The sequence below is a fragment of the Bacillus salipaludis genome (assembly GCF_004358205.1).
Genome location: NZ_SMYO01000002.1, coordinates 553,205 through 568,850, shown reverse-complemented (window position 1 = coordinate 568,850; position 15,646 = coordinate 553,205). Strand labels below are relative to the sequence as shown.

9 protein-coding genes and 2 pseudogenes are annotated in these 15,646 nt (G+C 39.3%); 3 read left to right on the top strand and 8 right to left on the bottom strand.

The genetic code is table 11. The features are described 5' to 3' along the window. A pseudogene (locus tag E2K98_RS05350) lies at positions 1–332 on the bottom strand (YfcC family protein); the annotation flags it as partial. 269 nt (positions 333–601) lie between these two features. Here E2K98_RS05350 and E2K98_RS05345 point away from each other — a divergent pair. Together E2K98_RS05345 and E2K98_RS05340 are read left to right on the top strand one after the other, a co-directional pair. Continuing rightward, complete coding sequence (locus tag E2K98_RS05345; RefSeq protein ID WP_133333211.1) at positions 602–2,644, top strand: sigma 54-interacting transcriptional regulator; 2,043 nt, start codon at positions 602–604, stop codon at positions 2,642–2,644. Positions 2,645–2,870: 226 nt separating this feature from the next. After that, positions 2,871–3,005, top strand: a pseudogene (locus E2K98_RS05340) (nucleotide excision repair endonuclease); the annotation flags it as partial. A gap of 16 nt (positions 3,006–3,021) precedes the next feature. On the opposite strand, the gene E2K98_RS05335 reads toward E2K98_RS05340, so the two are convergent. The 6 genes from E2K98_RS05335 to E2K98_RS05310 all read right to left on the bottom strand — a co-directional run bounded on the left by E2K98_RS05335 (position 3,022) and on the right by E2K98_RS05310 (position 10,348). Next, positions 3,022–4,212, bottom strand: coding sequence for a helix-turn-helix transcriptional regulator (locus E2K98_RS05335; RefSeq protein ID WP_133333210.1), 1,191 nt, complete (start codon positions 4,210–4,212; stop codon positions 3,022–3,024). An 80-nt stretch (positions 4,213–4,292) separates the two neighbouring features. Then, a complete protein-coding gene (gene hutH / locus E2K98_RS05330; protein ID WP_133333209.1) occupies positions 4,293–5,852 on the bottom strand; it encodes a histidine ammonia-lyase in 1,560 nt (519 codons plus the stop codon). A 36-nt stretch (positions 5,853–5,888) separates the two neighbouring features. Next, on the bottom strand, positions 5,889–7,262 hold the full coding sequence (locus E2K98_RS05325) for an MFS transporter (RefSeq protein ID WP_235824722.1): 1,374 nt from the start codon (positions 7,260–7,262) through the stop codon (positions 5,889–5,891). A gap of 285 nt (positions 7,263–7,547) precedes the next feature. Next, positions 7,548–8,669, bottom strand: a complete 1,122-nt coding sequence (gene solA, locus E2K98_RS05320) for an N-methyl-L-tryptophan oxidase (RefSeq protein ID WP_133333208.1) — start codon at positions 8,667–8,669, stop codon at positions 7,548–7,550. A 208-nt stretch (positions 8,670–8,877) separates the two neighbouring features. Continuing rightward, on the bottom strand, positions 8,878–9,582 hold the full coding sequence (locus E2K98_RS05315; RefSeq protein WP_235824721.1) for a hypothetical protein: 705 nt from the start codon (positions 9,580–9,582) through the stop codon (positions 8,878–8,880). A gap of 139 nt (positions 9,583–9,721) precedes the next feature. Beyond that, a complete protein-coding gene (locus E2K98_RS05310; RefSeq protein ID WP_133333206.1) occupies positions 9,722–10,348 on the bottom strand; it encodes a metal-dependent hydrolase in 627 nt (208 codons plus the stop codon). 876 nt (positions 10,349–11,224) lie between these two features. On the opposite strand from E2K98_RS05310, the gene E2K98_RS05305 reads away from it, so the two are divergent. Next, entirely contained in the window at positions 11,225–14,389 is a 3,165-nt protein-coding gene (locus tag E2K98_RS05305) for an EAL domain-containing protein (RefSeq protein ID WP_133333205.1), read from the top strand. A 59-nt stretch (positions 14,390–14,448) separates the two neighbouring features. On the opposite strand, the gene E2K98_RS05300 is transcribed toward E2K98_RS05305, so the two are convergent. Beyond that, a complete protein-coding gene (locus tag E2K98_RS05300) occupies positions 14,449–15,537 on the bottom strand; it encodes a patatin-like phospholipase family protein (RefSeq protein ID WP_133333204.1) in 1,089 nt (362 codons plus the stop codon). Positions 15,538–15,646: the final 109 nt, after the last annotated feature.

Here is a 15,646-nt window from a genome sequence, read left to right as displayed (position 1 = left end):
ACGTCAACCGTACCTGTTGCTCTTAATACACCGAAGAATCCTCCGATAATTAACAAGAAAAAGATAATATTGCCCGCTTCTACCATTCCTGTAGGAACAGCTTTTATCATATCGAACAAACCTACTGGTGCAGATTTTAACCACTTAAAAGAGTGAGGGTCTACCGTTGTCCGTCCATTCGCTTCAATCCGTACATATTCCCCAGCAGGCAAAACATAGGTTAATAGAGTTGCAATAAAAAGAATGATGAATAGCAATACAAAAATATTGATTTTTCTCTCTCTTTTCCCCGCTGTTCCGAGCGAAACAGTCTTTTCTTGTGGATAACCCATACACATATCTCCTTTGTAATGAAAATAAATGAAGAATACTAAAACGCTTACAAATATTTTTCTGATAGCCTATCTTTTTTTACCTTTCATCCTGCTTTTCCCCTCCTTTTCAAATCCTCTGGCACTTCATCGATTTATAAATGCAAAATCTGTGCCAAAATGTGTAGATTGATTTTCAAGGAAATTTTATGCTTAGAATCATTCTTTAGGGTTTTATTGGTCTTTTTTGGTGATATAATAGAACCAATTTAAAGACAGGAAGGTATCTTATGACGAAATCCACACTTACACTTATAGCGGGAAGTGTAAAAACAAAGCAAGCTTTGCATGAACAGCTGGAACACCTGCTTGGAGACTATGTTCAAATTAACAGTCATGCTGCAGATGAAGGAATACCGCGGTCTCTGGAAGATACCATTATCGTGTGTTCATCAGATGCCGCTTATAATAGAACAAACGGTATATATAGTGTGAATGCCGAGAAAATAATTGTGGGCAAGAGAACCGTTCATCATGAATATATTGACAAACTTTTAAGAATACCTGAAGGCTCCGACGTTCTGCTGGTAAATGATGATCCTGATGCAACGATCAATCTTATTGAATCCTTATATCAGCTTGGTGTCGACCATATTCAATTTATCCCTTTTCAAAAAGGCAGATTGTTTTATAAGGATATTCAAATTGCCGTTTCACCAGGAGAAACGCATCTGTGCCCCTCTTATATAAAAGAAGTAATCGATATAGGCGTGCGTCTTTTTGATATGACAACCATTTTGGAAGTTGTGGAATGCTGCGGTTTGGACAAAGATATAGCCTCGAAGATTTCAGAAAGGTATATTCGCAATATCATTGAATTACAACGTAAGCTGTTAGTTGCAGAGCGGGATGCCAAGCAGATGAGCGAGCACATTCAAAATGTGTTGGGAACTGTCGATGATGGAATATTGGTCGTTAACCAGGAGGGACGGATTACGGTATTCAATCACAGTCTTGCGGCATTGTTTCATGTTATTGCTCAAGATGTGGTTAATAAGTATATAGAACATGTGATGAATCGCCGGGATATGATCGAGTTCATCATGAACGGCAAGGATGATAGCAAATTCTTCGACATAAACGGCGTGGAAGTCGTAATTTTTCGATCGCAAATAGTGGAAGAAAATACCATTGTTGCAACCTTCAAAAGTGTACATCAAGCCTTTGAAATTGAAAAGACTGCACAAAGAGAAACGCAAAATAAAAGGTTTTATACGAAATACAGCTTTCATGATATTATTGGCGAGCATGATGGAATGAAAGAATGTAAGCAGATCGCCAAGAAGTTCGCCTTGTCGGAACATCCGATTTTGATTCAGGGCAAGACAGGAACAGGAAAAGAACTATTTGCGCATGCTATTCATGAGCATTCAATGCGGAAAAACGGGCCGTTTCTGGCTGTGAACTGCAGCGCATTAACAGAAACCCTGCTTGAAAGCGAATTATTCGGCTACGAAGAAGGGACATTTACAGGAGCGCAAAGGGGAGGCAAGAAAGGTCTGTTTGAATTGGCGGATAACGGGACTATCTTTTTGGATGAAATTGGCGACATAAGTCTCACTGTTCAATCACATCTGCTGCGCGTTCTGCAGGAGAGAGAAATTCGCAGAATCGGAGGTGGAAGAATTATCCCTATTAATGTTCGAGTGATTACCGCAACGAATAAAGATCTTCAAGGAAAGATACGGGAAGGCTCATTTAGATCAGACTTGTTTTACAGGCTGAATGTACTTAATCTCTGTATTCCACCACTCAATGAGAGAAAAGCCGATATTCCACTTTTGATTAAGCATCTCATCACAAAGAGCGGAAAGTGGGTAAAGTTAGAGCAAGATGTTCTGGAGCTTTTCTTGCAATATGAATGGCCTGGAAACATAAGGGAACTGAAAAGCACAATTGATTACATGCTTACGGTTTGTGAGGGAAATGTCGTAACAAAAAGAGACCTTCCTTCCTTTCTGGGGCAAGCTGGAGACAGTATAAAATCCGAATATTTCGCATGTGAAAGTATGCTAGAAATGCAGGAGCACGCTTTCATATTGGAAGTAATCAAGCAATACAACGAAAAAGGAAAAGCGGCAAGCAGAGAACTGATTTCACGTCAAAGCAAAGAATCGGACTTTGCCTTGTCCCCTCAGCAGATCCGTCGCCGGTTGGATATTTTAGAAAGCGAAGGATTTGTCGTCAAAGGCAGAGGAAGGGCAGGCACGAAGATCACCGCTGACGGAATAGAGTATTTATATTTTCTTAAGACAAAGCATTCTGTGAATTGATAGAAACTATTCCTGTATTTAATTTTTAAAATTATGCCTTTGATACGACTAGAGAAGGTGGTTAATCCATCCTAAAATATTTGGAAACAATCACCCGCTCTTTACAAACCGACAAGATCTACGCATTTTTTTAATCAAACGTTTGATTAGAATCAGGGAATAGATTATAAAATGGTGATTTCTTTTACATTGCAGTAAAAAGATTGTCAAAAAGAGCGTACAAAAAAAAATGCACCGTGATGAAGTGTATAAAATTTCTGTATCCGTCGTCGAGGATCCGATGGATAGAGAAATTTACGAAATCTACATCATCAACAACCAGCACACCAAATACAATATTGACAAAGTGTTTTATAAATAAATCCTGCCAAGAGCCCTCAAAAACGGTTACTCATTAATCGCCGATATTCGGTTGGGCTCGAATGGATATATTTTTTAAATAATCGGCTAAAGTAATTGGAATCCTCGAAACCCACTTGATTCGCAATTTCCTGCACGGATAAGTCGGTCTTTTCTAAATAGAATAAGGATTTATCAATTCGGAGCTTATTAAAAAAATCCATGACACTGGTTCCCACCTCTTTTTTAAAAAGATGGCTAAAATGATATCTACTTAAGTGGCAATAATGGGCGATCTCTTCTAAAGAAACCTCTTTTTGGTGATTCTCTTTCATATAACGAATCGCCTGTTTTATATTCGGGGAAACATCACGAATATAGATATTTTCTACCTGTTCGGTTAACCATTCTGCATACTTACAAACCTTCATAACAAATTTGTCATATCGGATCGTGTGATAGAGATCTTGAATCACATTTGCCGTATTGGTCAAAATCGAGACAGGACTTACTCCGGCTTCCAAAACAATTCTAGACATCATCATCAGCAAATCAATAACCTCAGATTTAAAAACCTCTTCATTATAATTATAAATCTCAGCAACCCGATCCATGATTCCTTTAATACCAGTCACAACCCCTTCTGTGTGCCCGATTCTAACAATAGAAAATAGTTCTGACTTTTCTTTTGTTAAAGGAATCTTTAAGGATTCCACGATGTTTTTTCTCATATCTGTGTGAAAAATTAATTTATTCCCTTGAAAAAACCTTCCGGACATTGATTTCTTGGCTTCTTCAAATGAACAAATGAGAGAAACTGGGTCATCATAAAAATTTCCGATCCCAATCGATACATGTATGCCAATTTGATCGGATCCCTTTTGAATCTCTTCAGCCAGTAAAAGGATTTCCCTTTTTCGATCATGTGCAGGTACCTCATGAAAATCCAGTAAGAGCGCCAGAACCCCCTCTTCTGTCCATGCCCATAAAAATGGAATAGGTAAGAGGATGTCTAATTGTTCCACAAGCTTCCGTCCAACAATTATTTTCCATTCGACTGGTTTTCCGTCAGCTAAATCCGGATAACGATCCATCGAAACCAAAACAACTACATTAGGCTGAATATTCACGCCGTACTTTTCTTGCAAAACTTCAAAAGGTGCCACGTGTACAAAGGTTCCTGAAAGCAGTAGCTGTGCAAAAGATATTTGTGTCAGTTCCTCGACCATATTCTAAGCCCCCAAAAAGAATAGAAGCTAATCTACTCGAATGAAGATGAGTAAAAAAGCTTCCATTATTCTAGACATTCCTACCAATCTAGTTTTCCCATTATCAATTCGACAGCGTTTAGAATTTCTCCTTCATTTATAAGGTTGGTAATAAATTCTATATCAGGATAGAAATATCGATCTTCTTCTACCGTTGGAACGGCGCTCCTGATGAGCTCATAAACCTTTTGGCTGACAGGTGAAGGTTTTAAAGGTCGATGAAAATCCAAGGCTTGGACAGCAGCCATCATTTCAAGTCCTAAAATATACTCCAGCTTTTTAGCGATTTGATAGGCTTTTTTTGCGGCAAAATAAGCAAAACTGACAACATCCTCCTGACTGGCACAGGTTGGTGTATTATCAACCGTTGCGGGATGTGCAAGAACCCTTATTTCATTCAGCAGTCCTGCTGCCGTATACTGTGGAATCATGTAACCGCTATTTAAGCCTGGTTTGGCTACGAGAAAATTCGGAAGTTCACTTACATGATAGTTAACTAGTCGGTCTAGCCTTCTCTCTGAAACCTTTGCTAGATTGGCCATTGCAATGGCCATTGTATCCGCATAGATACCGACGTATGTTCCATCGAAATTCCCACCCATAAGGGCATCTCCCTGATTCTCTGTAATAATCAGTGGATTGTCACTTGACGAGTTTATCTCATTACATATGGTAAATTCCGCATCTTTTAAAACCTTTTTTACGGCTCCATGAGCTTGAGGAATACATCTCAGGCTAAGGGCATCCTGTAATCGGTAATCCTGATATTTTTCAGCAATCTCACTGCCTTGCAGCATTTTTACAAGGTTTCGAGCTGTGCCAGCTTGTTCAATATGTCTCTTAACCTCATGTGTTCGTGGATCAAAGGCTTTAATGGTTCCCTTTAACGCTTCTAGAGACAACGCACCAGCAATATCCGCTGTTTTTGTCACCTGAATACTGTTGTAGAGAGCTAATGATGCGAAAGCAGTGACCGAAGTCGTTCCACTTGTAAGGGCTAATCCTTCCTTACAACCTAATGTTACTGGCTGTAAACCAGCTTTTTCTAATGCTTCACTCCCGGGAATCAGCTCACCATTATACCAGGCCTTTCCTTCCCCCATTAACACTAAGGCCATATGCGCTTCCGGAGATAAATACCCGACCGACCCTTCCCCAGGGGCAAAAGGAGTAATTTGGTGATTGAGCAGCGACCTTAAAAGTTCTAAAGTCGCTAACTTTACACCTGAAAAACCATTCCCTAAGTTCACTAGAATCATGAATTGGATGGCTCTTACCACTTCTTTCTCCAACGGAGCACCAACCGAAACGGCATGAGAACGAATAATATTTTTTTGAAGGGTCTCAGCATCTTCAGCGGAGATATTTTGGGTTACATTACTGCCAAATCCCGTTGTGACCCCGTAAATGACCCGCTCTTCTTCCAAAAACTTTTCAATGACTGATCGCGAAAGATTGACCCGGTCGTCGTAATCTTGTGAAAATAAAACCTCTGCATCATATCTAGCAACAGCAATGATTTCATTTAGGGAAACATCTCCATCACCCAAGGTAACTTTTTTTATTTCCTTTGGGCGGGTGTTTGATTCCGTAGTAATCATCCCTTATTTCCCCCTTTCATGACCAAGAAATGAATGTTATTTGACTGCTTCAACACTCTTTCCCTCTCCATTTAGACTAATTTCAACGTCTAGGTTTGGATCACTCGCTTCATTCAAGCCAAGTGATTTCGTTTCAGGTGCCCAGAAAATCGAAACAACCGTTCCAATCAATAAGATAACAGACATGGTGATCATAGATGCTGTCATTCCAAAGGAGCTTACACTAATCGGCAAAAGGAATGTTCCAATCGCTGAACCGATTCGGCTGATTGCGGTAACCATCCCAACGCCCGTACCGCGAATTTCCGTTGGGAATAGCTCTGCTGGGTAAACAAGAGTTAAATTGGAAGCTGCCGCCATAACAAAGGTGAAAATGACGAAAATCATAATCGAAAAACCATGCGATCCTGCTGGCAAAAGACTTAGAACAAATAAGGAAATTGTTAGGATAATAAAGGTATAAATGGTAAAACCGCGGCGTGAGAGCTTTTCTGTACACCATAAACCTGCGATTGAACCCACAAGAAGGAATAGATTTAACAGCATATCAACCGTAAAGGTTTCTTCAAAGCCCATTTTCTCTAAAATGGTTGGAAGGAAAGTATAAATAGCAAAGTATGGGACTACCTGACATACATAGAAAAGGCCGCCAAATGCCGTGCGTTTCCAAAGATGTTTGTTGAAAAGATCCTTCATTCCATAATTGGTGGCAGCATCTTGCGAAATCGTTTCATCCATTACGGCATGAGGTCCAATATATTTTTTCACGATTTCTCTTGCCTCTTCTTTTCGGCCCATTTTCACCAGCCATCTTGGAGATTCAGGAGTTCCAATCCGCATCACTAAAACAATGACAGCAGGAACGACTGCACTCACAAGCATCCAGCGCCAAGAATCCGGTCCCATTTTTCCAAGATAATATCCTACAACATTGGAAAGCACATAACCAACGGTCCATAAAACATTTAAGGATGATAATAGAAGACCTCTGTACTTTCTTGGTGCAAATTCCGCAAGTAATGTAGAACCTACTGCATAATCCCCGCCAAGAGCAATACCGATTAAAATCCTTAGTATGAAAAGGGTGATGGGATCATTCACAAAAAATTGCAAAGCAGAAGCTATGGTAATAATGACAAAATTAGATAAGAAGATTTTCTGTCTGCCAATTTTATCAGAAAGTCCGCCAAGCAAAAGACTACCAAAGAATAATCCGATTAAGGCTGAGCTTCCAATTAATCCATTCCACAATGGACCAAGATGCATTTGCGGACTAAGCAGACTAAGGGCCATCCCGATGATTCCAAGAGCATATCCATCCGAAAAATTGGAACCAAAGGTCAGCGCAGTAATTTTTATATGAAACTTATTTAGCGGAGCGTCATCCATCCTATAGGTTTGTTTGTTCACTGGAAATTCCCCTCTCTAATTTTTGATTTTTCAGATATTCAATTCCAAAAAAATAAACGTATCGACTCATTCCTCCTCTACAGCTAGCAATTAAAGCGTTTTCAATTGATTAATAAACTAGTAAATAATTAATCAATTAGTGTGATAAAGCGATTATATCTATTTTTAAATTGTTTGACTCTAGAGGATATTTCGAAATATTAGCACAATATTGCTATTTTAAAAAGACCATAGGGACGGTTCTCCTGATTCAAAAAGCCAGAAGAACCGTCCCCATGGACATTATCACCTTATTGAAAATCTACTCAAATCGTAATCCGCTTTCCCCTTTGTAACAACCTGGCTGATGACTTCGCCAATAACGCTTGAAAATTTAAATCCATGTCCAGAAAACCCAGCAGCAATAAACAGATGCGGATACTCAGGATGCTTGTCCAAAATAAAATCTTCATCCGGCGTTAACGTATAGAAGCAAGTACTTCCTTTTACCAAAGGGCCATTTGCTCCCGGCATATATTTCTCTAAAAACGTACGTATCTCCTGTTCATCATCCGCTCCATACGGGCTTACCGTTGCATCCGGATCCACCGGTACTCCCCCATCATGGCGGCCGATTTTCACTCCACTTCCACCAATGCTCGGAAACCCATAATAATGGGCATTCAGTAAATCAACTGTAAAGGCGGGAAATAGGCTAGAATCATATAATTGCCGGTCACATTCCAACCATGAAACGGTTTTCCTGGTGGGCTGAAGTGAGAGATCCAATCCTAACTCCTTTAACAATTTCCCCGACCATGCACCCGCACTTACCACGACAAAATCTGAATAATAGGTGTCATTCTCCGTTGTAATGGTTGCTCCATTTGAATCAACTTCAATCTTTTCAGCCTGTGTAAACGGAAGTAACGTCATACCATTTTCAATGCCCAGGTCTCGAAAAGCCTGTATGCATTGTTCACTATACAGTACTCCTGACCTCGTTTCAAAGCATCCGGTAAATCCTTCTGGGAAGGTAACACCCGGCCATCGATATGCCATCTCCTCACTCGATAAGACCTCAAAAGGCAAAGTATATTCCCTGCCGCTATTGATTGCTCCTTTTATAAAAGGAGACCCAGGTGCTCCAACTCCCAGCACTCCTGTTTGGAGAAATAACCGTTTATTCGATTCCTCCTGAAGTTGTTCCCATAATTCCTGTGCTCGTAATACAAGGGGAACATATTGTTTCCCTTCACCATAAGCATGGCGGATAATCCTTGTTTCCCCATGATGGCTTCCCTGATCATGCGGTGGATTATTCCGGTCAAGCAGCAAGGTTTTGATTCCCAGCTTGGATAAATAATAACCAGCAGCCATTCCCATAGATCCTGCTCCAACAATAATCACATCATAATGTCTTCCCATCTGTTTTCACCTCTCCCATGTAATCTTCTACATGTTTAAAATAATTCCTATATAATTAATAATATATCATCCGGAAAGACCTTCCCTTATAAATTGACAGGAAAAGCTGAATTTTGAAAAGAAAATCTTAAAACAATAAAAATAAGCATCGAAATCGATGCTTATTTTTTCAGCTTAATAAAATATTCAATTTGGTAAAAATACCAATTTACCGATCGCATCTGTATTTGAACTTAGGCTCTGTCTGAATATAATAAGCATTTCTTACCTCTGCACTCCAATTGGCAAAGGCTTCTCTCCACTCAATGGTATTAAAAAATTCATCAACTGTTTGATTTTCAGAATCCCAAACAATAAATGTGTTGAGCGGGGCAATTCCGCCTGACCAAATTCCATTATTGGCGTCCGTATTATCTTCCCTTACTAATAATATAGGTAGACCAAATTGAAAAGCCATAGAAGGTTCTACTTGTGAATATACGGATCCCTCCCAGAACGGAGGGGTCGATGGAGATGGTCCTTCATTGGTTTCAACGACCTCAACGAGAAATCGACGAAAGTTCATGGCCAACATTCCATAACTTGATGAAACTAACCGGCGAATATCCGTTAAAATGGATTCCGGGTAACTCTCACTTAAAGGTAAGGTACGCGGAAAAAGCAAAGCATTCTCAATCTCTAATATTAGACGGTTTAGAAACATGCTTTGATTGTCATTTAAATGTGTGGTCGTACTTAAAAATATCGGAATGCGATAGGCACGCTCAATAACTTCTTGGTGTTTAGCTTTAAATTGTTCTTTACTGCTGGGATAGGCATACTCAACGCCTTCTTGGTGTTTATCTTTATTTTTTTCTTTACTATTGGGAATACGATTGTCTTGGTTACCTTTGTGTTTTTCTCTACTCCCCACTGTCCTTTTCCCCTTTTTTATTTTTCTTCATACTTTTTAGTTGAACGGTTTTCGGCCTTCTTCTTGGGTACCAATAACATTTAATGCAACAGGTTTGAAAGATGTGTGGGAAAGGATTATTTTCAAGGTAAATTACAATCTATAGTTCCTTCGATGAAATAGGCAAAAACAATTTAACGCCCCGTCTATTACATGGCAATATTTTTAAATCAGCAATCAGATGACTAATGTATCCTAGAATGCACGTATAATAAACACCGTCCATTCCGAGTGACGCTTCTAACTTTGAAGCGGTCACTCCGAAGAAAATGACTCCTAATATAGAATGGGTATAGCTGCGATGTGGAACAAAGGACGCAATTAATATATATATCCCCAGTAGAATCAACCACATTTCCTGTAAAGAGAATCCACCTGCTAGTACACCGATTCCGGTAAGGGTTAACATATGCTTTTGCTTGATCTTCGCCGATATCACCATCATCACCAAGCCGATTCCAATCCCAAGCAATTTTTCTCTCCCTGCACCCTGAAAAAAGCTATAAAGGATCATCAAAATTCCAATTAACTGTGCTACTAGCTGGATCACCTGATGGGATAAGGTAATTTTTTCACGAAGTTTCCCGTCAATGTCAAGGTCGGGGACTAATCCCGAAACCCCACCCAATCCTATTAAAAATAGAGTCATAGACGGGGAGGTTTGTATAGTGTTGGCAACAACAAAACCTGTCGCTGCCCCAATTGCTGCATGTGCTGTTCCATTCAATCGAAAATCCACCTCTAACTAAATTTTTCTAAAAACACCATTGTCTTCATTCTACAACAAAACAAGTGTTCTGTTTAGCTTTAATTAATGAATGCATGATTCTTTTCCTGATGTATTTTAACTTTATCAGCCACTTTTGCACTTTTATCTTCCACTTCCCACCTTTTACCCTCTACTTTCTATTAAAACTACTAAACATCCATGTATTTCCCTTAAAATAGGTCTCTTTCTAAAAGATAATTTCCATTTTCAGTAAAACCCTACTCCGCAGGATCCAAGAAATCAACACATTTTAACGTTATCCACCAGTTTTGACACTTTACCTTCCAGTTTTATCAATTTATCTTCCACTTTTGCGCTTTTACTTTCCACTTCCCTTCTTTTATCTTCCACTCTCTATTAAAACTGCTAAACACTCTTTTATTTCTCTCAAAATGGGTCTCTTTTCAAAAGATAATTTCCATTTTCAGTAAAACCCTACTCCGCAGGATCCAAGAAATCAACACATTTTAACGTTATCCACCAGTTTTGACACTTTACCTTCCAGTTTTATCAATTTATCAGCCACTTTTGCACTTTTATCTTCCTCTTCCCTCCTTTTATCTTCCACTCTCTATTAAAACTACTAAACGCCCATGTAATTCTCTTAAAATAAGTCTCTTTCCAAAGGATAATTACCATTTTCAGTAAAATCCCACTCTTCAGGGTCCAAGGACCCAACGTATTTTAACGTTACCCACCACTTTTGCACTTGTACCTCCCATTTTTTAACCAAAAGCAGAATCTATTTTTCGAAAAAACGTTTATAATTATTAAATATAGAATCTCAACCCACTAAACTTAGATCTTCAAATATTACGTTTAGGAGTTTATGTGATGGCCAAAGACATGATTGAACAATTAGAACTATACAATCAACATTACCAATCGCTTTTTCAACATAATGCCAGCATGGTCTTCTCCCTTGATGTAGATGGAACCTTCTCCCACTACAATTCTGTTTGTGAAAAACTTACAGGGTTTCGGAAAGAAGAACTATTACGGCCGATGAAAATAAGAGACCTGATCGTTCTGAAACAACGCGAACAGGCTCTGCACCACTTTGACCGATGTATAAAAGGAGAACCACAAAACTTTCGTACGACAATCCTTCATAAGAACGGATCAAAGATTCATTTACAGGTTACCTTCGTCCCTATTATCGTAGAGGGACAAATCAATGGTGTTTTTGGAATCGCACAGGATATTACCAATCAAGTAGAAATAGAAAAAAACTATAAACATATGGCCTATCATGATTACTTAACAGGCCTGCCAAACCTAAATAAATTAAACTCAACACTCTCAAATGAATTAATCCTAGCCGCAGAAAAGAAACAAAATATTGCCGTATTATTTATGGATCTTGATCGATTCAAAATGATCAATGATACCCTTGGTCATCATACAGGGGACCAATTATTAAAAGCAGTAGCTGCACGTGTAAAGTCAACTGTAGAGGATAAAGACATCGTTTTCAGACAAGGCGGCGATGAATTTATTGTCCTTTTATATAACGCGGACCGAGACGTGGCAGCAAAAGTTAGTAAAAGGATACTAGATGCTCTAGCTTCTCCCTTTAAAATACAAAATTACGATATTTTTACGAGTCCCAGCATCGGAATCAGCTTATTCCCCGAAGACGGTGAGTCAGTAGAAAGCCTAATCAACCATGCTGATTTTGCGATGTACCAAGCCAAAAAGGATGGAAAACATAATTTTAAATTTTACTCCATGAATAGCCGCGAAACGGATATAAATCCGTTGAAATTAGAAATGTACCTTCATAAAGCAATCCAACAGGAGGAGTTACTTCTTCACTATCAACCAAAGATCAGTTTAAAAACAGGGAAAATCGTTGGAGTTGAGGCTTTAATCCGTTGGAACCATCCAGAACTAGGGATGGTCGCGCCAAATACCTTTATTCCGGTTGCCGAAGAAACGGGGTTAATTATTCCGATTGGCGAGTGGGCACTCTATACAGCTTGTAAACAGAATAAGGAATGGCAGCAGAAAGGATTCGTAACAACCGTATCGGTTAATCTATCGGCTAAGCAGTTTACTCAATCCAATTTGGAGGAAACGGTTGCGAAGATTCTTCTTCAAACGAAGTTGGAACCAAACTATTTAGAATTAGAAATTACCGAGAGTATGACGGCAAATATCGAACGTACGATTAACACCTTACACAAACTAAAGAAGCTTGGGGTCCATATTAGTATAGATGATTTTGGAACTGGCTTTAGTTCATTGAATTATTTGCAAAAGTTTCCGGTGAATACCTTGAAGATTGATCAATCGTTTGTTCGTAGTCTGCAAAACAACCCGAATGACGAAACGATTGTAAAAACCATCATTTCCATGGCACATAACTTAAATTTAAGTGTGGTCGCGGAAGGAATTGAAACAAAAGAACAACTAATCTTTTTACAGCAGCATCTCTGTGATGAAGGACAAGGGTTCCTCTTTACGAAACCATTATCAGCACAGGAATTAGAGGGTTCCCTTATTGAAATTGAAAAAGTAGTGAAAGATTCCGGAATTTCTCAAGATATCAATGAACGTAAGTGGTCCGAAGAATTAGTGCGTCAGGCGAAAAAAGAATTAAACGAAACGATCCGTTTACAACAAGGAATGATTTTTAAATTCAAAAAAATTAATGGTCATTTTATTCACACCTTATGTGACGGTGAATTATTGTATCGTTTAGGCCTTATGCCTAACCTTGTCGTAGGGAAGCAATTAATCGAGTTTTTTCCGGAAGAGATTGCGAAAGAAAAGGAACCGTATTATGAGCGGGCCTGGAATGGAGAAGAACGAGTTACCTATGAAACAGAGGTGAATGGCGTTTCCTATCTTGCAGTGTTAAGCCCGATTAAACGCGGCGGAGAAGTGATGGAGGTAATTGCTTCCTGTATCGATATTACAGATCGAAAGAATACAGAAAGAGCACTGCTGGAAAGTGAAAAGAACTATCGTTTAATTGCAGAAAACATGTCGGATTTGCTTATTTTATTTGATCTGAATGGAAACGGGATCTATGCATCCCCTTCCCATGCAACTGTATTAGGGTATTCTCCAGAGTTTTTTGAAGACAACAATACCCTTCATCTTATTCATCCCGAAGATTCTCTCATGATCCAAAGGCAATTTGACGAAGTGATCAAGACCCAATCCATTTCCAAGGCGGAGGCTAGGCTTTTACATGCCAATGGCGAATGGAGATTATTTGAATTAACAGGAACCCCCGTAATGGTTGAGAATGGCGTAGTAGAGCATATCATGGTAGTCGGAAAAGATATTACAGAGAAAAGAAAAGCAGAAGAACTCCTATGGAACTCAGAGAAGTTATCTTTAGTTGGGGAGTTAGCTGCAGGAGTCGCACACGAAATAAGAAATCCGCTTACCTCGATAAAAGGGTTTATTCAACTTTTCCAACAAGGTCCATTAAAAGAAGAATACTATAATGTGATTCTATCGGAATTTAATCGAATCGAGGATATTATCAAGGAATTTCTTTCCCTTGCAAAACCACAGGAAATTCAGCTTAAACAAGTAAATATCTCTGCCTTGTTAAAAGAAGTAGAAACCTTACTAGAGTCGGAAGCCCATCTGAAAGGAATCCAATTTTTCATTGAAATGGAACCGAAGCTCCCTTCCATTATGTGTGACGCGAATCAAATCAAACAAGTCTTACTTAATCTTTGTAAAAATAGTATTGAAGCTTTAGATTTCAACAGAAGAGGAATGATCACCATCACCGTTCGAATCGAGAACGGAGAAAATCTTCTGATTCAGGTTCGTGATAACGGAGTGGGAATCAGCGAAGAACGGATCAAGAGATTAGGAGAACCCTTCTATAGTAACAAAGAAAAAGGAACGGGATTAGGTTTAATGCTATGTATGAGGATTATCAGACAGCATAAAGGAACGTTAACGTTCGAAAGCATCGAAAATCTGGGTACAACAGTGAATATTAGGGTGCCGCTTTCTTTAGGGTAAAGCCACAGGGACGGTTCTCTTGGTTCAAAAATGCCATCAGAACTGTCCCCATGGTCCACTTATTGGAAAAAGCAATCAAACGGTCGGGCTTTTTTCCTGCCGGGAAGGATGAAAGTTTGGGCCTCAGGGGAGTCCGAACCAAAAAACTTTTCAACATCAAAGGTTGACTCGACGCCAATCTTATCGTAATTTTCCTTAATCCATGAATCCGCATTTTTTCGGCCGAAGTCACGCAAGTAAGTGAGATAATCCCACGAAACATTCAATTTACTTGAACCATTTAAATGGTTCAACCCTTCACCTGTATTAATAAAATGAATATATACTTTCTCCAATTCACCATCGTAATCAAATCCGTTATCGACAAGTCGATTTAACCCATTGATGAAGCGTATTTCACGCATTAAACTAGCATTAAAACCGATGTCGGTTGCACGGTCAACAATATCATGAGCAGTTGTTGGCAGCTTGGGATAATTGGTCGGGTTAATTTGAACAACCATTAAATCATTACAATCATGCTCCCATAACAGTGGGTAAAGAGCAGGATTCCCTACATAACCACCGTCCCAATAATGCTCTCCGTCGATTTCAACCGCTTTAAAGACTTGCGGCAAGCACGCTGAGGCTAGCACGGAATCGACTGTAATTTCATCGGTATCAAACACTTTAACTTGTGAAGTCCTCACATTCGTAGCAGATAAGAAAAGCTTTATTTTCTGATTGTTACGGACCTTCTCAAAATCAATCATTTCATTCAGTGTATCCTTAAGCGGGTTAAAATCGAATGGATTGAGCTGATAAGGGGAGAGGAACGAAGTAAGGATTCCCCATGATTGATAGAACGGGTTGAAATCCATATTACCAGGACTCACCATCCGATCGAGCCATGTCGGTTGAAAAGGAGAAAACATTCCCGATTCAGCGTTTTTACGCCAAAATAGGTCAAGCATCTCCCGCGCTGTTTGTCTGTTTCCAATCGTCAATCCATAGGCCAATACGGTTGCGTTCACCGCCCCCGCACTCGTTCCGGATGCAGCCGCAATTTCTAGGTTTTCTTCTTCAAGCAATCGGTCGAGAACTCCCCATGTAAAAGCTCCATGCGCCCCTCCGCCTTGTAAGGCTAAGAGAATCTTCTTTTTTTCCATATTTTCTTCTCCTTAAAATAACTGGATTTGCTTCATACTTATAGCCTTTCGTACATATATTAATCAAGGCTCTTGTTCATTTACCTTTAATTGTAAGTGATAACATCAA